At 34.3% G+C, this 25,006-nt stretch carries 33 protein-coding genes, 2 tRNA genes and 1 pseudogene; 17 read left to right on the top strand and 19 right to left on the bottom strand.

Going from position 1 to position 25,006, the window contains the following annotated elements; all coding sequences use genetic code 11:
• The first annotated feature begins 155 nt into the window (after positions 1-155).
• On the top strand, positions 156-314 hold the full coding sequence (locus BD31_RS10225; protein WP_008297750.1) for a hypothetical protein: 159 nt from the start codon (positions 156-158) through the stop codon (positions 312-314).
• Positions 315-345: 31 nt separating this feature from the next.
• Complete coding sequence (gene trxA / locus BD31_RS01920; protein ID WP_008297735.1) at positions 346-747, top strand: thioredoxin; 402 nt, start codon at positions 346-348, stop codon at positions 745-747.
• On the opposite strand, the gene infB is transcribed toward trxA (BD31_RS01920), so the two are convergent.
• The 6 genes from infB to glmM form a co-directional block, all read right to left on the bottom strand.
• Entirely contained in the window at positions 744-2,525 is a 1,782-nt protein-coding gene (gene infB, locus BD31_RS01925; RefSeq protein ID WP_008297744.1) for a translation initiation factor IF-2, read from the bottom strand. The genes trxA (BD31_RS01920) and infB overlap by 4 nt on opposite strands.
• 6 nt (positions 2,526-2,531) lie before the next feature.
• Entirely contained in the window at positions 2,532-2,933 is a 402-nt protein-coding gene (gene ndk, locus BD31_RS01930; protein ID WP_008297748.1) for a nucleoside-diphosphate kinase, read from the bottom strand.
• Between the two features lie 2 nt (positions 2,934-2,935).
• Positions 2,936-3,136, bottom strand: a complete 201-nt coding sequence (locus BD31_RS01935; RefSeq protein ID WP_008297751.1) for a 50S ribosomal protein L24e — start codon at positions 3,134-3,136, stop codon at positions 2,936-2,938.
• Between the two features lie 8 nt (positions 3,137-3,144).
• Positions 3,145-3,357, bottom strand: coding sequence for a 30S ribosomal protein S28e (locus BD31_RS01940; RefSeq protein WP_008297756.1), 213 nt, complete (start codon positions 3,355-3,357; stop codon positions 3,145-3,147).
• Complete coding sequence (gene rpl7ae / locus BD31_RS01945; RefSeq protein ID WP_008297732.1) at positions 3,354-3,740, bottom strand: 50S ribosomal protein L7Ae; 387 nt, start codon at positions 3,738-3,740, stop codon at positions 3,354-3,356. The genes BD31_RS01940 and rpl7ae overlap by 4 nt, the downstream gene beginning before the upstream one ends.
• 62 nt (positions 3,741-3,802) lie before the next feature.
• The gene (gene glmM, locus BD31_RS01950) at positions 3,803-5,149 is read right to left on the bottom strand and encodes a phosphoglucosamine mutase (protein ID WP_008297769.1); all 1,347 of its coding nucleotides are present in this window, start codon (positions 5,147-5,149) and stop codon (positions 3,803-3,805) included.
• Between the two features lie 47 nt (positions 5,150-5,196).
• Here glmM and BD31_RS01955 point away from each other — a divergent pair.
• The 7 genes from BD31_RS01955 to rpiA all read left to right on the top strand — a co-directional run bounded on the left by BD31_RS01955 (position 5,197) and on the right by rpiA (position 9,016).
• Positions 5,197-5,284: transfer RNA gene (locus BD31_RS01955), tRNA-Leu, on the top strand.
• A 50-nt stretch (positions 5,285-5,334) separates the two neighbouring features.
• Entirely contained in the window at positions 5,335-6,171 is an 837-nt protein-coding gene (locus BD31_RS01960; RefSeq protein ID WP_008297724.1) for a formyltetrahydrofolate deformylase, read from the top strand.
• A 9-nt stretch (positions 6,172-6,180) separates the two neighbouring features.
• The gene (locus tag BD31_RS01965; RefSeq protein WP_008297733.1) at positions 6,181-6,903 is read left to right on the top strand and encodes a creatininase family protein; all 723 of its coding nucleotides are present in this window, start codon (positions 6,181-6,183) and stop codon (positions 6,901-6,903) included.
• Between the two features lie 57 nt (positions 6,904-6,960).
• Positions 6,961-7,197: an LSm family protein gene (locus tag BD31_RS01970; protein ID WP_048097353.1), complete on the top strand. Its 237-nt coding sequence runs from the start codon at positions 6,961-6,963 to the stop codon at positions 7,195-7,197.
• A gap of 10 nt (positions 7,198-7,207) precedes the next feature.
• Entirely contained in the window at positions 7,208-7,375 is a 168-nt protein-coding gene (locus BD31_RS09770; RefSeq protein ID WP_008297772.1) for a 50S ribosomal protein L37e, read from the top strand.
• Entirely contained in the window at positions 7,376-8,341 is a 966-nt protein-coding gene (locus tag BD31_RS01975) for a hypothetical protein (RefSeq protein ID WP_008297778.1), read from the top strand. It begins immediately after the preceding gene.
• Positions 8,342-9,016 carry a ribose-5-phosphate isomerase RpiA gene (gene rpiA / locus BD31_RS01980; RefSeq protein WP_008297758.1) on the top strand — a complete coding sequence of 225 codons (675 nt, stop codon included), beginning with the start codon at positions 8,342-8,344 and terminating at the stop codon, positions 9,014-9,016.
• Between the two features lie 28 nt (positions 9,017-9,044).
• On the opposite strand, the gene BD31_RS11230 is transcribed toward rpiA, so the two are convergent.
• Together BD31_RS11230 and amrS are read right to left on the bottom strand one after the other, a co-directional pair.
• Positions 9,045-9,146 (bottom strand): zinc-ribbon domain-containing protein, encoded by a 102-nt coding sequence (locus BD31_RS11230; RefSeq protein ID WP_158641215.1) that lies wholly within the window; start codon positions 9,144-9,146, stop codon positions 9,045-9,047.
• A gap of 48 nt (positions 9,147-9,194) precedes the next feature.
• Positions 9,195-10,262 (bottom strand): AmmeMemoRadiSam system radical SAM enzyme, encoded by a 1,068-nt coding sequence (gene amrS, locus BD31_RS01985; protein ID WP_008297717.1) that lies wholly within the window; start codon positions 10,260-10,262, stop codon positions 9,195-9,197.
• A 34-nt stretch (positions 10,263-10,296) separates the two neighbouring features.
• Here amrS and BD31_RS01990 point away from each other — a divergent pair, with 34 nt between their 5' ends.
• Positions 10,297-10,917 (top strand): TIGR00296 family protein, encoded by a 621-nt coding sequence (locus BD31_RS01990; RefSeq protein ID WP_008297723.1) that lies wholly within the window; start codon positions 10,297-10,299, stop codon positions 10,915-10,917.
• Between the two features lie 21 nt (positions 10,918-10,938).
• On the top strand, positions 10,939-11,769 hold the full coding sequence (locus BD31_RS01995; protein ID WP_008297729.1) for an MEMO1 family protein: 831 nt from the start codon (positions 10,939-10,941) through the stop codon (positions 11,767-11,769).
• Between the two features lie 72 nt (positions 11,770-11,841).
• Here the strand turns inward: BD31_RS01995 and BD31_RS02000 are convergent, their stop codons facing one another.
• Both BD31_RS02000 and BD31_RS11075 read right to left on the bottom strand, forming a co-directional pair.
• Positions 11,842-12,645 carry a hypothetical protein gene (locus BD31_RS02000; protein WP_008297764.1) on the bottom strand — a complete coding sequence of 268 codons (804 nt, stop codon included), beginning with the start codon at positions 12,643-12,645 and terminating at the stop codon, positions 11,842-11,844.
• Between the two features lie 158 nt (positions 12,646-12,803).
• Positions 12,804-14,206 (bottom strand): annotated as a pseudogene (locus tag BD31_RS11075) (dihydroorotase).
• A 76-nt stretch (positions 14,207-14,282) separates the two neighbouring features.
• Between BD31_RS11075 and BD31_RS02010 the strand changes: the two are divergent.
• Positions 14,283-14,354 (top strand) — tRNA-Ala (locus tag BD31_RS02010).
• A gap of 44 nt (positions 14,355-14,398) precedes the next feature.
• On the top strand, positions 14,399-14,758 hold the full coding sequence (locus BD31_RS02015; RefSeq protein WP_008297719.1) for a zinc ribbon domain-containing protein: 360 nt from the start codon (positions 14,399-14,401) through the stop codon (positions 14,756-14,758).
• Between the two features lie 24 nt (positions 14,759-14,782).
• On the opposite strand, the gene BD31_RS02020 is transcribed toward BD31_RS02015, so the two are convergent.
• A complete protein-coding gene (locus BD31_RS02020) occupies positions 14,783-15,313 on the bottom strand; it encodes a zinc ribbon domain-containing protein (RefSeq protein WP_008297760.1) in 531 nt (176 codons plus the stop codon).
• A gap of 67 nt (positions 15,314-15,380) precedes the next feature.
• On the bottom strand, positions 15,381-15,707 hold the full coding sequence (trxA, locus tag BD31_RS02025; RefSeq protein WP_008297771.1) for a thioredoxin: 327 nt from the start codon (positions 15,705-15,707) through the stop codon (positions 15,381-15,383).
• Positions 15,708-15,821: 114 nt separating this feature from the next.
• On the opposite strand from trxA (BD31_RS02025), the gene BD31_RS02030 reads away from it, so the two are divergent.
• The 3 genes from BD31_RS02030 to BD31_RS11630 all read left to right on the top strand — a co-directional run bounded on the left by BD31_RS02030 (position 15,822) and on the right by BD31_RS11630 (position 18,319).
• On the top strand, positions 15,822-16,544 hold the full coding sequence (locus BD31_RS02030; protein ID WP_048097355.1) for a PRC-barrel domain-containing protein: 723 nt from the start codon (positions 15,822-15,824) through the stop codon (positions 16,542-16,544).
• 40 nt (positions 16,545-16,584) lie between these two features.
• Positions 16,585-17,301 (top strand): signal peptidase I, encoded by a 717-nt coding sequence (locus tag BD31_RS02035; protein WP_008297776.1) that lies wholly within the window; start codon positions 16,585-16,587, stop codon positions 17,299-17,301.
• A gap of 178 nt (positions 17,302-17,479) precedes the next feature.
• Positions 17,480-18,319, top strand: coding sequence for a CFI-box-CTERM domain-containing protein (locus BD31_RS11630; RefSeq protein WP_008297762.1), 840 nt, complete (start codon positions 17,480-17,482; stop codon positions 18,317-18,319).
• Between the two features lie 7 nt (positions 18,320-18,326).
• On the opposite strand, the gene BD31_RS02045 is transcribed toward BD31_RS11630, so the two are convergent.
• The 7 genes from BD31_RS02045 to BD31_RS02075 form a co-directional block, all read right to left on the bottom strand.
• Positions 18,327-19,250 (bottom strand): lysyl oxidase family protein, encoded by a 924-nt coding sequence (locus BD31_RS02045; protein ID WP_048097356.1) that lies wholly within the window; start codon positions 19,248-19,250, stop codon positions 18,327-18,329.
• A gap of 118 nt (positions 19,251-19,368) precedes the next feature.
• Entirely contained in the window at positions 19,369-20,895 is a 1,527-nt protein-coding gene (locus BD31_RS02050; protein WP_008297788.1) for a 4-hydroxyphenylacetate 3-hydroxylase family protein, read from the bottom strand.
• Between the two features lie 72 nt (positions 20,896-20,967).
• Positions 20,968-23,064, bottom strand: coding sequence for a 4-hydroxybutyrate--CoA ligase (locus tag BD31_RS11060; RefSeq protein WP_008297726.1), 2,097 nt, complete (start codon positions 23,062-23,064; stop codon positions 20,968-20,970).
• Between the two features lie 63 nt (positions 23,065-23,127).
• Positions 23,128-23,484: a reverse transcriptase-like protein gene (locus BD31_RS02060; protein ID WP_008297783.1), complete on the bottom strand. Its 357-nt coding sequence runs from the start codon at positions 23,482-23,484 to the stop codon at positions 23,128-23,130.
• Complete coding sequence (locus BD31_RS02065; protein ID WP_008297753.1) at positions 23,474-23,917, bottom strand: hypothetical protein; 444 nt, start codon at positions 23,915-23,917, stop codon at positions 23,474-23,476. Before BD31_RS02065 ends, BD31_RS02060 begins: the two co-directional genes overlap by 11 nt.
• Before the next feature lie 35 nt (positions 23,918-23,952).
• Positions 23,953-24,237 (bottom strand): DUF8036 family membrane protein, encoded by a 285-nt coding sequence (locus tag BD31_RS02070; RefSeq protein ID WP_008297767.1) that lies wholly within the window; start codon positions 24,235-24,237, stop codon positions 23,953-23,955.
• 25 nt (positions 24,238-24,262) lie between these two features.
• A complete protein-coding gene (locus BD31_RS02075; RefSeq protein WP_008297746.1) occupies positions 24,263-24,565 on the bottom strand; it encodes an ArsR/SmtB family transcription factor in 303 nt (100 codons plus the stop codon).
• Positions 24,566-24,669: 104 nt separating this feature from the next.
• Between BD31_RS02075 and BD31_RS02080 the strand changes: the two genes are divergently transcribed.
• On the top strand, positions 24,670-25,006 hold a 337-nt coding region (locus BD31_RS02080), incomplete at its 3' end, for a radical SAM protein (RefSeq protein ID WP_048097357.1).

Here is a 25,006-nt window from a genome sequence, read left to right on the forward strand (position 1 = left end):
TTAAGGAGAAGAAATTTGGAATTTGTGGCCCTGGAACAAAATTAATTGATGGGGTGTGTACAATTATCAAAAAACCAATTGTAAAGCCATGGTGGCAATTTTGGTAAAAAATTGAAAAGTTAGGTTTTAATCATAATACTTCTTCATAGATAGTCATGGGTAAACTGAGTAGAAATCTTAGAATTTGTGGAGAATGTGGTATTGCATACACATCAGTTAGTTTTACTAAATATATTGATCAGTGTCCCATATGCCAATCCAGAAGATTTGAAGCAATTCCTGTAAAATCAGCAGATGATATATCCAGAATATAGATTTTTTAGTAGAATTAAATTTTAAGAGACATTGTCTGAGGATCCAGAAATTGAAAAAATAATGCAGCGAAAATTAAATGAGATGCTTAATCAACAGAATCAACCTAAAGTGGAATCTGGAATTATAGATCTGAATGAAACAAATTTTGATCAAACAATTTCTGCTGAAAATCCAACATTAGTAGATTTTTGGGCAGAGTGGTGCGGTCCATGTAAATCCATGCATCCAGTTTTTGAGAGTCTCTCAAAAAAATATCCTAATGTAAAATTTGCAAGAGTAAACGTAGACAACAATCAAAACATATCAATGAGATTTGCAGTTCAATCTATTCCTACATTTATCATGTTCAAGTCAGGTCAAATTGTTGATAAGATGATGGGGGCAGTTGGGGCACCCGGAATACATATGATTTGTAAAAAACATTCAAACTAGTAACCGTATATGGGTTCTTTTTCTCGTTGAATTCTAACTATATCGTTAAAAACTTCTTGTTCTTCAGAACTAAGTTTGTGCATGAATTTCTTCAGAATTATTTTTGCTTCATGTGATGGTGGGAATGTATAATATACTTCTTCTTCAAAAATTTGTCTTCCAATTGTAACATCTTTTACTGAACATGCTACCTCATCTCCTGCTTTAGCAGAAGCTACTGTTTTTTTGTCTAGCTGTAGTTGATGAATATTTCCTACCTTTCTTCCATCCATGTTCATGAACGGAATCTTGTGTTTTAGAGTGCCAACATCTATGCGAACGCCAAAGACGGCTGGATTATTATTTCGAAAAACCATTCCTTTCATAAATGTGAATTTGGAGATTGGTGTCAATTCTGCAAATAATGCATCTTCCTCATTTGCAGTGTCTTCCTCCACCCACGCGTTATAGTTGTCAATTAAACTGTAAATTACCTTATCCTCAAAGACTTTGATGTGACTAATTTCGGATTCTTCTCTGGCATCAGGCAATACTTTGACATTAAATGACAAAATAATACCAAGATGTCGATTTTTCTCTTTGATTGCTTTTGCTTCCATAATATCTCGTCTATTTACAGGACCAATGTCAGCTTTTGCAACTGGAACTTGTGAGCGTCGGAGCATCTCAACTATTGCTTCAAGTGAGCCGATTGTATCACATTTGAGTATAATACCATCAGTTTCAGTATCAATGAATACAGATTTCATTTCTGCTTCTATAAGATTAGTAAATTTTTTAATTTCTGTATCATTTGATGCAACATAAAGTGTACTTCCTGGAAGAACTCCTTCTAGATCAGCTGACGCGATTTTGAGTCCAGCTGCAGCATCTACTGATGAAACTGGTTTGAATTTGTCACGAGGATCACGCATTTCATCAAGAGGTTTTGGTAAAAGGATTGCCTTTGGTTTTATAACTAAAACAGAATCTCTTTTAGCTACAACAATACTATTTTCTTTTTTTATTGTTCCATCAATTAGAATAATATTTGCAGTAGGTCCTAATCCCACTTCATCGTTTACCTCTAATACAATACCACGTGGATCTTTTTCTCCTTGTTCGAGTCTTTGTTTCAGATATTGTTGAGTCAGACCAACTAAAACGCTAAGAAGTTCTGGAAGCCCGACTCCAGAGCGTGCAGAAATTGGAACTATTGCTACTTCAGATTTAAAATCTTTAACACGATAAAATGCTTCTGATTGATATCCTAGAATTGAAAGAGTTCCTACGACATCGTAGATCTTTTGATCAAGATCGGCTTGAATTGATGCGTCTTGTTCTTTGATTGCTTGAGAGATAAACTTGGTTTCAGACTTTCGCCATCCAGAAATTTGATCACATTTGTTTAATGCAACAACAAACGGAACTTTTCTACTTTGTAGAATTTTTAAACTTTCATTTGTTTGTGGTTGAAATCCTCGATTAACATCAACTACCAATATAGCAATATCAGCAGCTGATCCCCCTCTTGAACGAAGATTTGTAAATACTTCGTGTCCTGGAGTATCAATGACTAAAAGTCCTGGAACTTTGTTTTCTGCTTGTTCAAGTTTCTTGTATAAAGGACCACACATTTCCTTGATTGTCTCAGATGGAAGAAAGCTTGCTCCAATATGTTGAGTAATTCCACCTGCTTCTCTACCTTGAACGCCTGTACCACGAATTTTATCTAAAAGAGATGTTTTTCCAGAGTCTACATGACCGAGAACTGCCACTATGGGCTGACGAATTTGCAAATCAGATCACTCAAATGCTACCCTCGATTCATGGTCAAAGCTTTCTTGTGAATCCGATGCGTGAATAATATTTTCACTGAACCCTAATCCAAAGTCACCCCTGATTGAACCAGGTGCAGCTTCAAATGATTTTGTTGCGCCTATCATTATTCTAGTAGTTGCAATTGCGTTGTTTCCTTCAATTATTGCTGCAACTACAGGTCCTGATGTGATAAAGGATGTTAGCTCACCAAAGAATGGTTTGTCTTTGTGCACACCATAGAAATTCTCTGCTTGTTGTTGAGTGAATGTAAACATCTTTAATTTTAAAAGTTTGAATCCTTTTCTTTCAAATCTAGATACAACTTCTCCAACTAGATTTCTAGATACTGCATCCGGTTTTACAATGAATAATGATTTTTCAGTCAATTCTATTTCTTTCTAATTCCGCCTTTGACGTATTTTTTAGTCCACTTTAGCTTTCTTGGATCACGTTTAAGATCTAGCATATTTTTTTTGCATTTTGCAGAACAGAACCATAATACAGTTCCATCATTTTTAGCAAGCATAGTACCTGATCCTTTAGCTACAGGTCTATCGCAAAAATTACATGGTTTAACTAAAAGACTCATTCAATCACCTAATGAATTTTCTTTGCTTCTCTCTCAGTTTCCCTAAGCATTAGAATCTCTCCTAATCTTACTGAACCTTTGACGTTTCTTGTAAGAATTCTTCCTTTATCTTTACCAGTGAGAACTTTAACTCTAACTTGAATTACTTCACCAGCAATGCCAGTTCGTCCAACAATTTGAATAATTTCAGATTGAACTACTTCTTCAGTCGTAGAGCTCATTGATCAGTCTTTCCACCTTTAATTTTAGCAATGGTTGATACAACTTGGTCTACAATATGTTGTGCATCACCAGCATCCAAAATTGCTGCAGCGGCAGAAGTAATATCGATACCCAATGACTTACCTAATTCGGATTTACTTGGTACAAATGCATATGCTGCACCTTGTTCCTCACATAGAATTGGAAGATGTGCTACTACCTCAGGAGGTTCTACATCTTCAGCGATTACAATCAGTTTACTGGTACCACGTTCAATTGCCTTGGTTGCTTCGTTGGTTCCTTTCTTTACTTTACCACTGGTAGAAGCTACTCTAACTGCCTCTAAGATTGGATTTACGAGGTCCTCTGGCGTCTCAAATTTAACATAATATGCTTTACCCATATTTCGTCACCCTTGGGGTTCATTCTCCATTCTATCCATCGATGCGTTTGGTTTTAAAAGTGTTATCTGGAAATAATGCAACTCACTTTTTTGAGATATTCAGACATTAAAGTATCCAATTTCTCCTGACTTTCAGCTTCTGCATAAATTCTAACAATAGGTTCTGTGCCACTTGGTCTAACCATTACCCAGTTTTTAGAGTCAATAGTAATCTTGATACCATCAGTAATATCAGAACTAGGGAATTCTTCTTTTAGAGTAGAGATTAGTTTTGATACTTTATCAGGGGAACACGATATTTTGTCTTTTGTAGTAAAAGAAGAAGGTAGAAGAGCAATTTCATCTGAAAGAGATTTTTTAGAAGATGCTAAAAGTTCAAGCATCAAGGCTAAAGTCATGCAGCCATCTCTAACTTGGTTATGTTTTCCATACATAAACCCCCCATTTTCCTCAAATCCAATTAATGCATTTGTTGGAACCATTTTTCTTGAGACTTCAACACTTCCAACTTTGGTACGAATAACTTTGGAGTGAAATTTTTCAGCTACAGTTTCAATGTTGGAGCCAGAGTTCAAACATGTAACAACCAAAGAGTTTGGATTTTTCTGTAGGATGTGATGAGTGAGTAATAATGCAGACTTGTCTCCAGTTAAAATATTTCCATTGTTATCACAAAATATACTTCGATCACCATCTCCATCAAATGCAATTCCCACATCAGCATTATTTTCAATTACAGTATTTGATAATTCTGAAAGATTTTGCGGTGTAGGTTCGGATCCACGTCCAGGAAATGATCCATCAATGTTTGAATTTACAAGAAATATTTCACAATTCATCATTTTGCAAAACTCAGGTGCTGAGACTGCCTGTGCTCCATTTCCCAAGTCCAAAACAACTTTTAAATTTCTTGATTCTACAAGTTTAGAATCAATTTGAGATATTATTCCTTTCAGATATGTTTGAATTGCTCTATCTTCTTTTCCAGTAATTCCCCAATTTTTAGAAATTAGCCATTTTTTTTCCATATAGATATTTTCAATAATTAATTCATCCTCTCGTGAAATTTCCACCCCATCTTTTGCAGCAGGCTTTATTCCATTGTATTGAGGAGGATTGTGTGATGCAGTGATCATTATTCCACCAGAATATCCCAAAGTTTTCACTGCAAATTCAAGACAAGGAGTTGGAACTATTCCTGCAACATTACAATCAATTCCTATTGAATTAAGAGTAGAACTTACAACTTTTGATATAACTGGACTAGAATCTCTTCCATCAAAACCAATCAATATTGGACCTTTACCAAAATAAGTTCCAATAGCTAAAGTCATATCATGAACAAATTCTAAAGTAAAATCTTCAGAGAATACTCCACGAATTCCATTGGTTCCAAAAAATTTCGCCACATTATTGTGCAATAATAGATAAATTTGTGTTTAATGGCATGTCCGTTGCGGGAGTCGCCCAGCCTGGTCAAAGGCGTAGGGCTTAGGACCCTATCTCTTAGGAGTTCGTGGGTTCAAATCCCACCTCCCGCACCATTTTAATTTCTGTGAATGATTAATAATGAGAAAATCGTGAGCATAAAGTCATGAAAAAGACAGTGATTGGAATTACAGTAGTTGGCAAAGATAAAGAAGGAATTGTAGCTGCGTTTACAAATTTTGCATTTTCAAAGGGTGGAAACATTGAGAAAGTCAATCAGAATGTGATCAAAGGTCTATTTGGAATGTATTTAGAAGCATCGTTTTCAAAATCAGTAGATATTAAAAAATTAGATAGTGAGATTCAGAGCTTAGCTAAAAAAGAAAAAATGGATGTTAGTACACATCATGAAACAAATTCACAAAAAAACATTGCAGTGTTAGTAACAAAAGAACCACTTTGTCTTCAAACAATTATTGCTAATTCAAAGTCATTAAAGGGAAAAATATCAGTAATTATAGGTACTGAAAAAACACTTGAGCCACTAGCAAAAAAAGCAAAGATTCCATTTGTTGTAGTAGAGGAAAAAAATCAAGATAAAGCAGAGGAGAAAATTATTCAGATATGCAAAAAATATGATATTGATTTAATCTCACTGGCAAGATACATGAGAATTCTTAGTCCAAATTTTGTTTGGAGATATCCAAACAGAATAATCAATATTCATCCGTCATTATTGCCTGCGTTCCCAGGAGCTTTGGCATATGCACAAGCTTATGAAAGAGGTACAAAAATTGTTGGCGTTACATCCCATTATGTTACCGAGAACTTGGATCAAGGACCAATTATCTTCCAAGATTCTTTTAAAGTAGATCCAAACGATACGTTAGAAAAAATAAAGATGAAGGGACAAAAACTAGAGGCAGATACTTTGCTCAAAGCAATGAAGATGCACCTAGAAAATAAATTAGAAGTACGTTGGAGAAAGGTTCACATTAAATAAGTGAATTAAATGGTAGAAATTAAAACTCAGTTTGATCCTAATCTTAGAAAATCGATAACTAGTCAAAAGCAGGTAGCCGTGATTCCTGTTGGTTCAATTGAGCAACATGGTCCACACTTGCCCATATCAACAGATTCAGACATTGTAACTGAAGTATCAAAAAGAATCTCTGAAAAAAATAGGTATTTCCTTCTTCCAACTCTTAATTATGGAGTTTCATTTGAGCATTCACCATTTTTTAATTTAAGTATCAAGGAATCAACACTACGTGCCATTCTAACTGATTTGTGTTCATCACTTTTAACAAATAACATCAAAACAGTGTTCATTATCAACGGACATCATGGGAATCAGAATTCGATAAAGAGTTTAGATGTAAAACTAAAGAAAATCTCAAAAAACAAGATCAAAGTATTTCCATTATCATATTGGCATTTTATGGAAAGAGAGTTTGATCATGCAGGATTTGTAGAGACATCATTAATGCTTGCAATCTCAAAAAATGTCAAAATGAAATCAGCAAAAAAGGGATTAATCATAGATAAAATGTCCAAACAAGAAATCAAGAAAATTGGAAAAATAGCTAATAAATCATTTCCAAAAGCAACAAAAAATGGAATTTGGGGAGATCCTACAAATGCTACGAAAAAAGATGGACAACGAATTTTAGCTGAAATCGTTAAAAATCTATCAAAAAAGTGTCAAACTTGCCTTACTGAGCATAGCTCATAGTTTCACCAATGGAAATTTAATATAATCCCTCGATATCCAAGTCAATAAGTGAAATAGATGTCCGTTGATATGGCAGTAAAAGTATTGGATGAGAGTATTGATCAAGTTGTCTTGATTAAACTCAAAGGAAGTAAAACCATTAGAGGTACTCTTCTTGGTTTTGACCAACACATGAACCTGCTACTCGATTCTTCAGAGGAAATCCCCGCTGAAGGCGATTCTAAGAGCCTCGGAACCATTGTAGTTAGAGGAGACAATGTAGTTATGATATCTCCTCCACCTGCACAACATTAGGTGATTTGCAATGACTAAAGGCACAACTTCTATGGGTGGTTTTACAAAGAAGAAAGTTCACATCAGATGTAGAAGATGTGGTAAAAACTCACTTCACAAACGTCATCACCAATGTGCAAGTTGTGGATTCCCAGAGGCCAAACGCAGAAAGTATTCCTGGATTAAATGGTATACATAGATGCAAGAAATTGTTCTTATTCTTAGTTCATTAGCAGGCGTTGCTACAGCAGCCGCTGTAAGAAAGATGCCTAGAGACAAGAACCAATTACTCAGTTTAGGAGCTAGTTCACATATTAAAAGTCAAATCAGTTCCCTTAAAATTGAAAAAGATATTCTAACAAAGACTATTTCAAGACTATATCAAGCAGATTCAGAATTCTCTAAAATTCAAAAGGACAAATTACTATTAAAATATCAACATCAACTAGGAATCGTATTAGCTAAATTAGAAAAACTTGAGCAAGCCAGCATGCATCCAGACTTGGGTCCAGTAGGTGATGGCCTCATTACTTTGATGGATCAAAAATTATCAAAATTAGATGACAGGTTATACGAAATATCATCAAAGATGCTAACATCAAACAATCAAAAACAGGAAATAAAAGAACCAGAGATCAAAAAACAAGAATCAAAACAAAACATGGTAAAGTCATTCAAGGAATCATTTAATTTTGAAAAAACAAACACAAAGATTGAGCCAATAGAAATTCCGCCAACTAAACCAAGACAATCATTTGAATTAACCACTCTTACAAACATTTCAAGAAAAGAACCAAAATTCCCATTGTTTGAAAAAGAAGAAATAAAATCAATGCCACAACCAAGAACCATTCAGACAGAACTAATCAAACCAAAAGATGAGATAGTTCAAGAAATAATTCAGCCAAAGTCAAAAGTTGAAGATAAAATTGAGATCATACAGTCAGTTTCACAAAAACCAGAGATAACACTTGAAACTAAACCAGACATTAACAAAGAAGTAGCAAAAATCAGTGAACATAAAGCACTTCCAGAACCAGAACAACAAAAACCAAAGCCAACTACATTAGATGATGACTTTGATGATGACGCTGATGATTTGGATAAAATCAAAGGAGATATCATGAAAGTTCTATCAAAGCTTGATCAAGCAGAGGTAGAATAATTGACATACGATGATGCCATTTTGGCATTATCAAATGACGCATTAAGATTTGTTAAAGATGGTCATGTTGTTGGATTAGGAAGTGGTAGAGCTGCCACTGCATTGGTAAAATCACTTGCAAAATTGATCAAATTAAAAAATTACAGCATCAAAGGAGTTCCTACATCATTACAAATAAAATTGATTGCAGAAAAAGGAGGAATACCATTAGTCGAAGCTGATCAAGTTGATTACATTGACATAGTTTTTGATGGTGCAGATCAAATTGATTCACAAAAATATGTCATCAAAGGCGGAGGCGGTGCATTATTACGAGAAAATGTTCTGTTCAGTCTTGCAAAGAAAGTAGTAGTGATGGCAGATAAAACAAAATTTGTTAAGAATTTCACGATAAAAATTCCAGTGGAAGTACACCCACTTGCAAGAAATTCAGTTACTAACTCCATTAACAAACTAGGAGGCAGCGCAAACTTGCGTACTCTTGATAGAGGTTATCCGTTCTTTACAGAAAATGGAAACATAATTTTAGATTGTGATTTTGGCACAGTTAAGAATCCCAAAATACTTTCTCAAAAAATCAAACAAACAGCAGGGGTTTTAGAATCAGGGATATTTCTTAGAAAACCAGACATAATTTACAAAGCCAAAGAAAATGGCAAATTTGACATTATCTAGAGCGTCACAATTCTTTTCATATTTGAAATTATTCCGGGTCTTCTTCCCCTCTATCTCGCCCACATTGTGGACAAATTCTTTGATTTTGGTATAATTCCTTCCCACAGTTTCTACAGGATTGAGGTTTCACGACACAATTACGGCACAATCAAATTTAAAAACTTCCAGCGAAGATCAATCAAGACACAAACTGAAAACGATCTTGCTTGTAACCTTCTTGTAATTTTCCTTCTATAGGAATATGATTTCCACAAAAATTACAGCGGATGTTTTTATCAAGATGCCATTCTCTAATACTGAATCCATAACGATTTACGACTATTTTATTGCATTCAGAGCAGTACGTATGTTCCCATTTATGACCAGGTACGTTTCCCAAATATACATACTTCAAACCCACGTCTTTTGCAACTTGATAATGTTTTTCAAGAGTTTCAACTGGAGTGCTAGGATATTCCATCATTTTGTAATCAGGATGAAACCTCAAAAAATGAATCGGCATTTCAGGTCCAAATTCATCATAAACAAATTTCGATAGTTTCCTTGCATGATCCAAATCATCTCCAACTTTTGGAACAATCAAATCAGTGATTTCCACATGGATTTTTGTTTTATCTCGAATTTCCAACAAGGTATCAAAAATTGGTTGAGGATCAGGAACTCCAATAAATTTTCTAGTAAACTCTTTTTCTGCATTTCCTTTAAAGTCAACAGTAATTCCATCAAGGAATTCATTCATCATTGAAACTGATTCAGGAGTATCATATCCATTGGAGACAAAAACATTGAAGAGCCCTTTTTTTCTTGCAGCAAGTCCACAATCACGGGCAAACTCGATAAATATTGATGGTTCGTTGTAGGTATATGCGATTCCATGGGCACCATATTTTACTGCAGTATTTGCAACATCATCAGGAGTCATATCAATTCCTTCTACTTTTCGTCTTTGACTAATATCAGAATTCTGGCAATATCTACAGAGCCAATTACATCCTGTAGTTGCAATGGAGTAGACTTTGCTACCAGGATAGTAATGAATCAGTGGTTTTTTCTCAATTGGATCAACATGTCCAGAAATCACTTTTCCATATGCATATAGTTGTAGTTTACCATCTTCATTACCTCGAATTCCACACAAACCAATTTGGCCTTTACCAATTTCACAATAACGTGCACAAGCTGTACATTTTACCTTATCATTTGGAAGTTTTTCATACAGTTCTGCTTCTTTTCCAAGTGCAGTCAATGTTTTTTATTGTGTTTTTACATATTTAACAAGTATGAAAAAAATTGAAGAATTTTCTGACTCTGATGGAGTGGAACTAGTAAAGATGGCAAGAAAAGCTGTTACTGAACTTTTAGAAAATAACTCAAAGATCAGTGATTCTCTATTTGAATCCAAATTTGATTTTAATTCAGGAGTTTTTGTAACATTAAACAAACAAGATTCGTTGAGGGGTTGTATAGGTTATCCTCTTCCTGGAAAGAAATTATCAGAAGGATTAATTGATGCTGCAGTGTCAGCTGCAACTCATGATACAAGATTTAATCCTGTAACTGCTGATGAACTAGACGAGATTGTTTTTGAGGTTACAGTTCTTACTCCACCTGTTGAGATTAAAGTGAAGCAATCCTCAGAATATCTCAAAGAGATCAAAGTTGGTCGTGATGGATTGATTGTAGAGAATGCATACACATCAGGTCTGCTTTTACCCCAAGTTCCAACAGAATATGGCTGGAATACAGAAGAGTTTCTTGAATATACATGCCAAAAAGCAGGCCTAGAAAAAAAGGCATGGAAAGACAAGGATACTAAAATCTCAAAATTTCAAGGTGTGATTTTCAAAGAAGAGTCACCAAATGGAAATATCATCAGAGAATCATCTGATGATTTTTTATAAAATAATGTCTAAAACAAATAGATGATTAGAGAACCGGTTGTTGCAGGTCAGTTTTATCCTAGAAGAAAAGATGATTTGGAAAATATGATCAAGTATTGTATGGAACACAAATACGGGCCTGGCAGTAAACCCGTGTTATCAAATGAAAAAATATTTGGAGTGATTTGTCCTCATGCAGGGTATGTGTATTCAGGCCCAACTGCATGTCATTCTTACATGTCATTTGCATCTCAAAATCCTGAACTTGTAATAATAATTGGGCCAAATCATTTTGGCATAGGAAAAGATGTAGCCACAATGGTTGATGCGCAGTGGAAAACTCCTTTAGGAATGGTTCAGATAGATTCAGAATCAGCAAGAAAGATTTCAGAAATATCAAAATTTGTAGAAATTGATGAGTATTCTCATTCTCAAGATCATAGTTTGGAAGTACAAATTCCAATGCTGCAAGAAATACTTTCAAGCGATTTTCAAATTCTTCCAATAATTTTACGAGCACAAGACATGGAAACTGCAATGGATGTTGGAAATGCAGTGTCTGAAATTGCAAAAAGAAAAAATACAATTATTGTTGCATCTTCTGATTTTACACATTATGAAGAAAATTCTTTTGCTCATAAACAAGACAAGGCATTGATAGAACCAATCTTAGATATAGAGGTAGAAAGATTTTACCAAGTATTAAGAAATAAAAGAGTTACAGCATGTGGTTATGGAGCAATGGCATCAACGATGATTGCATGTAAAAATTTAGGGGCAACAAAAGGAGAACTACTCAGTTATGCTACAAGTGGTGATGTGTCAGGAGATACTAAATCAGTTGTAGGATATAGCGCAATAAAATTTGTTTAGTAAATCACAACGTAATTGCTTTTCCCCAAAATTTCCTATAGGAACAAAAAAAGACTTTTCAGATTTTAAATGCTAGTGCACAGTTTCAGGATTGTTATGTCTAATAGAATTCATAAAATCTTGATGTTCTAGCATCAAATCTATCATTTGTTGACGTAAATCTTCATCATCCATTATTGCATTAAGCATTGGTTCCATCATTTGCTCAGACATATGTGCCATATGAGAAGGATTTTCAAGCATAATTGTATTCAAGTCTCGACTCATTTCAGAATTTATCCACATGTTATGAATCATATCCATAATTCTGTCTGAGCCATATCCCATAGAATTACCTTGAGTTGCATACATGTGATAATCTGGACACCAAGAACATGTTGATTGGTGCATGCCTTGATCCATTTCAGGATTCATCATTTGATGATGTATTGAGTCCATCCATTTCGAATTCATTTTAAGATAATTTTCCATATGAGGGTGATTTTTCATTGTGTCAATCATTTTTTCGCGTAATTGAGGATCACTGGTCATTGGACCAAGTATGTTTTTGAGTAATTCAGGATTATTTTTCATTTGAGATACCCAGTGATCCATAGTATCCATCATAATGCGTGGATTTTTCTGCATCATTTCATGCCAGTGATACATGATATTTTGATTTGATACCATGTTTTGCATCAAAGTATTCATCATTTCAGGATGTTTATTCATAATAGATTCATCATAGTTACCATATCCTCTCTGAACCAATTTCAAATATGTAAATGGTAAAACACATGAAGGATTTCCATCTAACTTTTGTAATAACAAGTGACCTTGCTTACAAGTTAATGTGTCAATATCTGCAAATTCTTTCCATTGTTGATGTGGGGACATTTCTTGCAGGGCAAAAGAACTTTCAAATATTGGGTTAAAAGAAATACTGAAAATTATTATAAAAAGAAAGGAAAGTTTACTGTTCAACATGTAAAAATAGTCTCATAATCATAAAAAGTAATCGCAAAAAATCAAATCACTTTGATTTAAAAAATAATTTATCTTGAAAAAAGATTAATTGTTCGCTCAACTAGTTTACCATGACCAAGTTTCCCAACTACTTCAAAGTCTTCTGCAACTAGTTCTCCTCTAACAATTGTTTTCACAGGCCATCCTTTTAGATTTCTTCCTTCATACACTATATAATCAGAAAACCCTCCAAACAGATCAGAAGTTACTTTTTTTTCTTTTTTCAAATCAATCATAGTAATGTCTGCATCAGAATGTTTCTCAAGAGTTCCTTTTTGTGGATACATTCCAAAAATTTGGGCTGCGTTATTACTAGTGAATCTAACAAATTGCTCAAGAGAAATCTTATTTTGATTAACACCATCATTGAGCAATATTGGAAGTATTGTACCAATTCCAGGAAATCCAGCCAATGCACTCCAAACATTCTCTCCACCTAGCTTTAGTTTGAGTTGATTTGCTACATGATCTGTGCCAATTGTATCAATTAGATTCTGAGATAAAGCATTCCAGATTGCCTTACGGTCATTTTCTGTTCTTATTGGAGGCATGACCTTAGCAAGATATCCATCTTGTTGTTCATAAGATAACGTGAGGTAATGTGGACATGTTTCTACAAATATTTTTGTTCCAAGTTTTTTCTCCTCTTCAATTTGCATTAATGCTCGCTCTGATCCAATATGAACAAAATAAATTACACAATCATAATCTCTCCCAAATTTTGAAACAGTTTTGATTGCCTTTGCTTCAGATTCGGGAGAACGACTTTCTGACCAAGCAGACAATCCATCTTTATTTTTTCTTTTGCAGTTTTAATTCCACATCCACATGATTCATAGTCTTCTGCATGAACCAGAACAGGGCAGCCAAGTGAAGCAGCGGTTTTTACTGTTTGCTCAACTATATCATCAGTAATATTCACTTGAGCTGCAACAAGATTTGAAGAGTTTGGTGGCATATCCATGTAAACATGACCAACTTCCCCACCAAGATTCATGTAAATTTTAAATGATGTTATTCCTTTTCCAACACAATAATTCATCTCGTTAATTTGCTGTATATTGAAAATAGAAGCATGTATTGCATAATCAACATAATGATTTTCTGATGCTACATCAAGCTGAGCTTGTAATGAGCTAGAAAAAGAATCGTTTAATCTAAGCATTCTCATCATTGTAGTTATTCCACCAATAGCTGCGGCATGTGACTCAGTTTTTGCAGCCTCGTTAATCGGGGAATAAACACCGTAATGAACATGTGTGTCAATTGGGCCAGGAATACAAACCAATCCATTGCCATTGATTTTATTATCACAGGATGGAGTGTCGTTTGTTAATCCAACAATTTTTCCCTCGTCAATTAGGATATTTTTATCCACCAATCCTTGTGGAAGAATGATATGTGAATCAGTAATTATAGTGTCATACGTCATCTGAAGAATTTTGTGCTTTGCAGTCTATTATGCGTTGAGAAAATGAATAAAAGCGCAACTCAGAGAGGTAGTCTGAGGGCCGGTGGTTTAGTGGCATAATGCCTCGTTCGCAACGAGGATGTCGAGGGTTCGATTCCCTCCCGGTCCACTTTTCCAGAAACTATTATACATAAATAAAAAAATACATCAAACATGGAAGTTTTTGACGGTAAAAAAGCTGCGCAGGATTACATGTCAAAGCATACTCTAGCATTCTCTACTCCAGAATTAACTCTAATGAGGTTTGCATTTTGGTTAGGAGATTCAGTTCCAGATCCAAAAAATGAGGGAAAGGGAATTCCGAGAATGATGACATATCTAACAGAACAAGACTTTCAACCTGTGTTAATTGATGATGATAAATACGAACCATCGGGTGCAGTTAGAAGTTCAGCAGTGGTTGGAAATGCATACAACGAGCAAAGAACTGATGGTAATTTTTGTTCAGAGTGCGGAACTAGTCTTTCAGCAACAGCAAAATTCTGTCCTGAATGTGGTACAACACAAGATTAAGAAAATTATTTTTTAATTGCTAGATTATGCTTTAGCGCCACACTTTGTACAAAACTTTGCATTTGCTCTTAGTGCAGCACCACATGAAGAACATCCATCTCCACTTTGTTGAATATTTTGTCTAGGCATTAAAGATGGATCAGGTGATGGTAAAGTTCCAACTTCTCCAAATGCTTCTTTAGCAGAAACAATTCCTGGTGGTCCTCCACCTACTGGATTTTGTGCAGTTCCTGCTCTTGGTGGCATGCCCATACCGCCTGCCATCATGCCAGGATTTCCCATTCCAGGCATCAAGCCAGGAGACTGTGTAGTTCCAGAACCGGTTCCCAATGATTTTTTCATTTCAAATATTACTTTGATTGCTAGAAATTCTAATGCAGAATATGCTACAGTGTAATCGCCTAGTTTTTGGAAGAATTCTTTGTCACTGAGTTGGCCTTTTTTGTACATGTTGTTAGTATCCAAAAATGATTCATAGTATCCTTGAGATTCATCAAACAAGCTAGATAGCTTATCAAATAACATGTTAAGAGTATCTACTTCACCAAATGACATAATCTGTCTCCATTTTTGTAATATTAATTACTTTAGGATCAAAAAATAAGGAAAACGTGTTTGGAATTTATGCAAGTGCTCTGTCAATCATATTTTTGTATGATTCTTTAGAAGCAGCACCTACTTGCTGGCTAACTATTTCTCCTTTGTTGAGGAGGATTAAGGTTGGAATACTAAAGACGTTGTATTTTGATGCCAATTCATTGGCCTCATCAACATTAACCTTGACAAATTTTACTTTGCCATCATAGTCATTTGCTAATTCTTCAACAACTGGACCTACCATTCTACATGGACCACACCATTCGGCCCAAAAGTCTACAAATACAGGAATGTCAGAATTTATCACATCTACTTCCCATGACTTTGCATCTGAAATTTGCGTAATACCCATTGTAACGTTATTTTGTTGACCGTACCTAAAAATGTTCACCAGAATTAACACCATATTTTTTGTGGGGAATAAATTTTGATATATACTTAAATGACGTTTTGATAAAACTCAGTTATGAGCTCAGAACTTAGACTTAAAAAATTAAGAGGTTCAGGGGGCTATGTAATGGCCACTGTAACTGATGAACAACAGATGAAAGGAAATCTTGGAGGTCCTGATCTGTTTTTAGCACCTATAGGAAGATTAGATTCTCAGAAAATTACTAAACATTTTTGCAATACATGTGAAAAAGAATTTGAAGGGGCTCCCAAAATAGAATTTGAGAATCCAAATGAAGAAGTTGCAGAAAATTTGATTCTTGCAGAAAAAGGGCAGTACATTTGTAATTCATGTAATTCTTCAATTGCAGAATATAGAGAATTTAAAAAACAAGATGAAGCTGGCGAAGTTGGCAGTGCAAAACCATTAGAACCACAAAGTGCACCACAACAAATTAGTGCACCACAACAAATTCCTCAGATACCACAGGAGACTGTTACTCAACCAGGTCCAACAACATCAGTTACATCAATTGAAGGAAGAGCAGTATTTGATGAAAATGCAAACAAAATAGGAACTGCCAAACAAGTTGGAATTGATTCTACACAATCTATGGTTTTAGTAATTACAAAAGAAGACGGTACAGAAGGAAGCATACCATGGAGTAACATCAAAAAGATTGGTCAAGTCATACTCTTAGGAAATCCAGAAGTATCACAACCAGGAAAATGCTCTAATTGTGGCTTTGGAAACAAAGAAGGATCTAAATTCTGTGAAGATTGTGGAACAAAGCTCTAACTAGAAAATTTAATCAATGACACTATAGGCGAAAATGTAATTGGCAAAGAAATCAATCCCCAAAGGAGTTATCAAAGACATCATAATTGTCGGTGTAGGGGTTTTAGTTATTTGGATTGGTTTGCAAGTGGCATTTGGAACACAAAATCCATTTTATGTTGTTGCAAGTGGCAGCATGATTCCAGTTTTACAAGTTTATGATGTATTGATAGTTCAAGGCCATGAACCTTTTGAAGATATAGAGATAGGAGACATTATTGTCTTTAATCGACCTTCAGATCATAATAGAGTGATAGTGCATAGAGTTGCTTCAATACTTGATGATGATCCTAAAACAATTAGAACTAAAGGAGATGCAAATCCAGCGTCAATTCCAGGAACAGACTTTCCAATTACAGAAGAGGAATATATTGGAAAGGTTGCATATGTACTTCCACAGGTAGGGTATGTTACACAGTTACTAAAACCTCCAATCAATTATGTAATAATTGTAATTGTTATTGGGATTATGGTTGTAAAACAGATGGCAAAAAAGAAAAATGAAAAGGAACTCTCATTCTCAGATCCAATGAATTCAGAAAATCCAAATACAATAGAAGAACTATCAGACATTAACAAAATAGAAAAAGATTCTGAATATTCTCAACATGTAGAAAAATCTGAACAGGTAGAAAAATCACAAGATATAGAAAAAAGTTTAGAAGACATAGAAAAATCTATTGAAGAAAGTAAAACAGATGACAAAGATAAAAAATGAATCAAATCTCTTAAAATTCAGGCAAACAGGTTCACATATGCCTAATATGACAAGAGCAATAGATCGTCCTGTTTGCTTGATAATGTAAATACGTCAAATTTCCTAAAAAAGGATCCTCATTAATCATTAGTTTCAAGAGTAGAATCATTTATCAAGTAACAGAAAATCTTGATAATAGTTGAAATTTCTAGTTGTTTTTTCATTATTACTTTTAGTTAGCTCTGCTTATGCACAAACTCCTTTTCGTGATACTGCAGGTTTGACAAAAAATGGGATAGAATGGTGTGAAGAAAATTATCAATTATATTATTTCATGGGAGATGATTTTTTTGAACACCATAAACATTCAATCGAATCTAGATTATGTGGTAATCTCTACAATGATAATTTATGGATGTATTCAGGTCCAGATAGATATCAAAAATTAATTGAGCAAAGTAGAATATACTACAGTTTAGAAATCCAAGAAAGTTTCGAAGAATCACAAGTAGGAAAAATAGATACAAAACCTGTAAACATTAAAGAAATTCCTCAACAAATAGAGCAACAACAAATAGAGTTGGAAGAAAAACAGCTTGAAGAAAAATCAAACATGGAATCTAAATCAACAATAGAAGAGTATGAAATTGAAGAAAAACAAAATAACAACCTAGATGAGGGCGGAGGTTGTCTCATTGCAACTGCAACATATGGTTCTGAGATGGCTCCGCAAGTACAACTTCTCAGAGAAATTAGAGATAATCAACTAATGAATACGGAATCTGGCATTTCATTTATGACTGGTTTTAACCAGTTTTACTATTCATTCTCACCACACATAGCAGATATGGAGAGAGAAAGTCCACTATTCAAAGAAATTGTAAAGATTGGAATCACTCCATTGCTATCATCATTGTCCATAATGTCCTATGCAGAATCAGATTCTGAAGTGATAACATATGGAATTGGAGTTATCATGATGAACTTGGGGATGTATGTTATAGCACCAGCTAGTGTAATCTGTCAAATTAAAAAATAAAAAAGAACTAGCTGTTCTTGTTTATGTCTCCACATATTCCTGGAGTGGAATCATCATCTTGACATTCAGGAGCAAATCCCTCGATTTCATTGATCTTTCGATTTCCATTCCCATCATCTGTTAGTTCAAATTTCATCCAAGACACATTATTAGAATTATCAGCATCAACAAATGCATTTGCTGGATTCCACGTATGTGTTAAGAAATAAGTACCATTTGGAACTTTGGTGATGTTAATTTCATTTCCTTCAACTGATTGATGGTATTGGTCCACCCAACCAGGCTGAATTCCTTGTAATCCTACCTCACAATCCCAATAGATTCTCTGAGATGTTGGAGATTCTTCACCATTATACTTGAAAACATTGGTAATACAAAATCCAACTTTAATGGATGCTGCATCATCAACTATATCACCTGGAACATCTGGATTGTTTGGATCATATGCTCGAACGGCAAATTCTCCAACATTATCAATGTGCCAATGATTGTGTGCTTCATGGAAAATGAATTGACTCACATTTTCATGCCAAACATTTTGATCAGTTAAACCAAAGTTACCTTCATCATCATATAGATTTTGGAAAGCATCTTGTGTTGTTCCTTCATCGGCATCTGGATCTGGGAATAATGGTTCGAATTCCAAAGTTCCTGGACCAAGATTTGCCCAAACATTAGTGAATCTTAAAAATTCCTTTTGCTGTTGATTGTGAATATTGAGATGTTTTGGAACTCCTGGCGAAACATCTGGAAGAAGTGCATTAGTAGGAATTGTTGTTTCGTCATTTCCACCATTATTGTTTCCATTACCATTACCACCTTTAGCTGCAGCAGCATCCATAATCATTGGTGCTGCAAACATAAAGCCAATTGCAAGTAATATTGGAAGTATTAGAAGTGGTTTTCGAAAGATTGTTTTTAAAAAAGTCATTAATTGAAACAATATCAGATATTATTTAAAATTCTGTTAGTTATTATCATAACAAGCTACTTTGAAAATTATGAATGAAAATTTTCATTTCACAAGTATTTAAAAATAATTTCTAAATCTAAAGAACAGAATCTTTAGTTTTGAATACTCGCTTAAAGTATTCGGATGGTTCTTTTGGCTCTTGGATATCGTTTGTGATCCCTGCTAGATTCTTTGCCAAGTTCTTTTTGTAACCTACTTGCATCTGTCTTTGAATCTGGATTCTTTGTGCTTGTGGTGAGCCTGCGCCATGCATAGATTCTGTAAGATAACCAACTGCATTTCTACCAAGAGTCATGTTTTCAATTAATCTTAAAACTCTCATTCGATTTTCAACATCAACTCCCTTTCTACCTACGAGATATTTTTTGAGTAGTGGGCCTGCAACAGGATGTCTAAAGTCTTTTTCAGATGGAAGAGTAACTACCAGTCCTCCTGCAATATCTTGAGCTAATCTACTAATTTCATATGGAAAACGTGTAACATTGTGTTTACAAACTTGAGCAAGCATATCGTCATTGAGAAATACACCTGATTTCATTTTATGACCTTGATGAGATGATGCAATTCCTGCTGCAAATATTGTTTCATTTAAATGAGTCATCTCAATGATTTTATCTTTGATGTGAGATACGTTTGGAACCCCATTATAATCAGCAATTGTTGCAGCAGCACCAATTAACACATCACCCAATCCTGTTTTGCACACATAACTACGTCTATGATAACAAGTAAAACGCTCAATTAACATAGATGCAAACTCAAATTCTCCATTCATGAAAACTTTATCCCATGGAATGAACACTCTATCTAAAATCATTAATGCTTCTTGTCCACCAAATTTTGCATTACCATCATCAATATCACCTTCTTCCATGCTTCTAGTGTCACAAGATTGTCTGCCGTAAATGTAAGTAATTCCTTCCACATCAGCTGGAACTGCACCAACAATTGCCCAGTCTTTGTCATTTTCTGTTAGTCTAACTGTTGGCATTAAAATTATCCAATGTGAATTGATACATCCAGTTTGGTGGGCTTTTGCGCCAGATACATAGATTCCTTTATCATCACTATCCACTACTCGTGTAAATAAATCTGGATCATCCTGTTCTGCTGGTCCTTTGCTTCTATCTCCTTTAGGATCAGTCATTGCACCACCAATTACAAGATTTTCTTTTTGAACCATCTTAACAAATTCTAGGAATCGTTTATGATATTCTGTTCCATGTTTTTCATCAATTTCAAATGTAGTTGAATGTAAAGCATTCAACGCATCCATGCCAACACATCTTTGGAAACATGTCCCTGTATTTTGTCCAAGTTTTCTTTGCATTTTATTTTGCAAAACTAAATCTTGGGCACTTTCTGCAATGTGTAAAAATCGATTAACTTTCAAGCCAGAAAGTGACGAATCAGCAGAAGCTAGTGCTTCTTCACGAACCGCAAGATCATATGTTTCTGCTACTGCATTAATAGATGGTCGAATCATAGGATGATCTACGGGTTCTTTAATTAATTCTCCAAAGAGGTAAATTTTCAGATCACGGCCTCTAAGACTTTCAATGTAGTCATCTCCAGTTCTAATTGTCTTTAAGACATTAGCCATGTAACATTAGTCGTTTCTAGTTGTATAAATATTCTAAATTTGTGCAGGTTAAGTTCTAGGAACAAATTGCGATCATATGCCGATTCGAACATCAAGAATACGACAACCCTTGCCTTTCTCCATAACAAGTACTGGATTCATGTCTAACTCTTTGATCTCTTTAAAGTCAGAAACTAGTTGTGATAATCGTTGAATGCATTCAGATAGTTTTACAATATCTGATGGTTTTTCTCCTCGCACACCTTGTAGTAATTTTTGAGTCTTTATTGATGCGATCATATCATCGGCCTCTTTATCAGTTACTGGAGCAAGCTTGAATGTAACATCTTTCAGAACCTCAACATAGATTCCCCCCATTCCAAGCATAATAACAGGGCCAAATCCTGGTTCAAGTTTTGAGCCAATGATGAGTTCTTTGCCACCTTTTACCATCTCTACAATCAATACACCCTTGATCTCGGCGTTTTTATTGTATTTTTTGGCATTTTTGATTATTGTTTTGAATGCATCTTTAATTTCAGAATCATTGTTCAAGTTTACTTTGACACCACCTGCATCAGACTTGTGAATAATTTGTGGTGATGCAATTTTCATTACAACAGGATATCCAATTTTTTTGGCAATTTTAATTGCCTCTGTTTCATTTTTGGCAAGTGCACTTTGAGGTAATGGTAAACCATATGCTTTAAGAACTTCTTGTCCTTCTTCTTCTAGAAGATTTGTTCTCTTTTCTTTTTTGACTTTATCGAAGATCTTTTTTGCTCTTGCTTTGTTAACTTTGAATTTAGAAATTTTCCCTTCTTTGGTATTTACCCAAATTGCAAACTTTATCATCGCAGCTAAAGTTCTAATCGCACCTTCAGCATATGTATAATAGGGAACATCTCCTTTGGATAAAATTTCTCTATTGGTAATTCCTTCATCTAATCCCATCAAGCTTGCAAGCATTGTCTTTTTGTATTTCTTTGACATCTCAACAATTACTTCTGCTAGTTTGTCATAGTTGAGAGTTCCAGAAGGAGTACACATAGAAATGACTGAGCCTACTTTTGGATGTTTTAGAACTCTATCCAAAACATTGTGGAATCGATTAAAATCAGCATCACCTACAATATCAACTGGATTTCTAGAGCTTCCCCAAGGAGGAATTACCTCATCAATCTTTGAACGAATACTATCAATTTTGGCCATTCTAATTCCTGCTTTAGAGCAGGCATCAGTAGAAATAATTGCAGGTCCACCTGCATTTGATACAATAACTAAACCACCTGCTGTTGGAAGTGGTTGTTTTGAAAATGCTGTAGCATAGTCAAAGAGTTCTTCCATAGTATCAACTCTAATTGCGCCAGATTGTTTTAGTAAAGCATCATAGATTTCATCGGAACCCATCAATGCGCCAGTGTGAGACATTGCAGCTTTTGCACCTTCTGGACTACGTCCAGATTTGAGAACAAGTACTGGTTTTTTGAGTTTTTTAGTAATATTTTTACAAACCTTAAGAAACTCTTGACCATTACTCATGTCTTCTAGATACATGACTATAACTTCAGTCTGTTTATGATTTGCAAGTATTTTTAGAATATCAACTTCGCTCATTACAGCTTTATTTCCAAGACTAACAACTGCTGAGAAACCAATTCCCTGTGCACTAGCATCTTCTACTAACGCTGCACATATTGCACCACTTTGAGATACAAGTGCAATTTTTCCAGATTTCGGGGTTACTTTTAGAAATGTGGAATTCATCATTGTTTTTGGATCAAGATTCATGACACCAAGACAATTAGGTCCAATGATCTGGATTTTGTATTTTTTAGCAATATCTTTGATTTCTTGTTCACGCTTTGCTCCTTCTTCATCAACTTCTTTGAAACCAGCTGTGATGATTATAACACCTTTGACTTTTTTCTTTCCACATTCTTCCAACACTGGTGCAACTAATGTATTTTTGATAACAATAACAGCAAGATCAATTGATTTTGGAACATCTAAAACACTCTTGTATGCTTTTTTGTAAAAGACTTTTTCTCTAGATGGGCTAATAGGATAAACAGTTCCTTTGAAACCATTCATAATGTTTGATGTGATAGTAGCTCCAACACTTCCTCTTTTGTCAGATGCACCAATTACTGCAATTGATTTTGGAGATAAAATCACAGATTCTACCATGTAATGTTGGGTTTGAGATTTTGTATAATAAAGTTATTCTTGGAAATTTCTGATCTAAGAGTTTTAGCTTCCTAGCATTTTTCCTGCCAAATTCTCTTTTCTAGGAACCCATTCTATTGTCAAATGAGAAAATTTGCCCATGATACTCCAAGCTTCTTGTGCAAGAGTTCTAAGTTGTTCATTATTAATTGCAAATTCATGATTTAATTGATTTACAGTATTTTTTGAATCACTGTAAATAGTAATTTCTTCATCATAATCAACATATTTGTTTAATGCTGAAATTATTGCCAGATACTCAGCCTGATTGTTAGTAATATCTGATTTTTTTTCATAAAATGATTCTCCAGTTTCTTTTACAAAGTATCCATAACCACTATTAGAGCCTCCAGATCCATCAACGTAAACACTAATTCCCATCTTTATACAACCTCGTTATCTTTACACTTAGATTAACGACTACCATGTAAATGATTGTAGATATTCCTTGAGATATAATTGATGCCAAATATGGATCATAATTAATTGTCAAAAAATAATACTGCAATGCCCATCTAACAACAGTATAAACTATTTCTGCAATTCCAAGTGATGTAATTAATTTTTTTAGATCATGTCTTAGTTTTGCATTATCTATTCCACCAGATTCCAAATGATATTTTTTTCGATTATCGAGATAGAATAACCCACTAAAAACAGAAAAATAAATCACATAATCTGCAATTGTAGTATATGTGGTGTTTAGATAATCTGATTGATCAGAGAGAATTTGTGCAATAACTGCAGAAATAACAATTGATGCAGTAAAGGCTATTAGAATATTTTTGTTAAGCTTAAGATATTCTTGTAGCATTTTTTTGATTATTTTTTGTTACAAATAAACTAAGATTAATCCAGAGTGATTTTTAAGAATATTAACAATCCTGCAAGCTCTGCAATTCCAACTCCTAACATGTATGGAAATATTTCATGTGAAAAGATCTCTTCCATGGAAAAGTAAGCAAAAGCACCAATAACATTATGTAAAAATAACATTCCTGCAACAACGATCATACCTAATGGAAGCTGTGCTCTAGTCTTAACATACATTTTTCCAAAGATACAGATTAAAATTCCAAGTATTCCCATATTTACAATTGAAACAATAGATAAAACTAGAGATGTAGATTCCATTTAGTGTAAAACACCTCTTGAGCTTTTATTTACTTTTATCCAGTTTCCCTTCAATTTCTTCAAATGTCTCCATATTTGCTTCAAGAAAAGTAGAGATGAAATAGGTTACAGCGTATTTCTCTCCAACCCTAGTAATCAGATTATTTTTTTCAAGAACTCTGATATGATGCTGAATGGCCTTGTAATCAAGACCTAATTCATTTGCAAGTTGATTAGTATTAAACGGGTTTTCTTTTAATTTTGAGATGATTTTTAATCTGTTTAAGCCTCCACGTGAACCTGCAAATACAAACCAAAGTAGTCTTTTTGCACTAGGATCATTTGCCATAAGTTATGAAATTTCTTTACATTTACCACTAAAAGGTATTTTGTGTTTAGATCAAAAGTAGAAAGTATAAAAAACATAATCAGGCAATTTGAGTGAATGAAGATATGATGTTAAATTATGATGCACCTTTGTACAGGCCACCATCGGAAGCAAGATCATTAATTTTTCAAGTGACACTTGGTTGCTCTTTTAATGAATGTTCTTTTTGTGACATGTACAGATCAAAAGAATATTCTGAAAGACCTTGGGAACAAATTAAGGAAGAAATTGACATGATGGCAAATTATTTACCAGATACAAGAAGAGTTTTTCTTGCAGACGGTGATGCGTTAAATCTTGATTCTGAATACATGATAAAAATTGTGAAATACATTAGAGAAAAATTTTCCAATATCGAAAGAATTTCTTGCTATGCAATGCCTATGAATATTCTAAAGAAGA

The sequence above is a fragment of the Candidatus Nitrosopumilus salarius BD31 genome, assembly GCF_000242875.2.
In the GTDB taxonomy this organism is placed as follows: Archaea; Thermoproteota; Nitrososphaeria; order Nitrososphaerales; family Nitrosopumilaceae; genus Nitrosopumilus; species Nitrosopumilus salarius.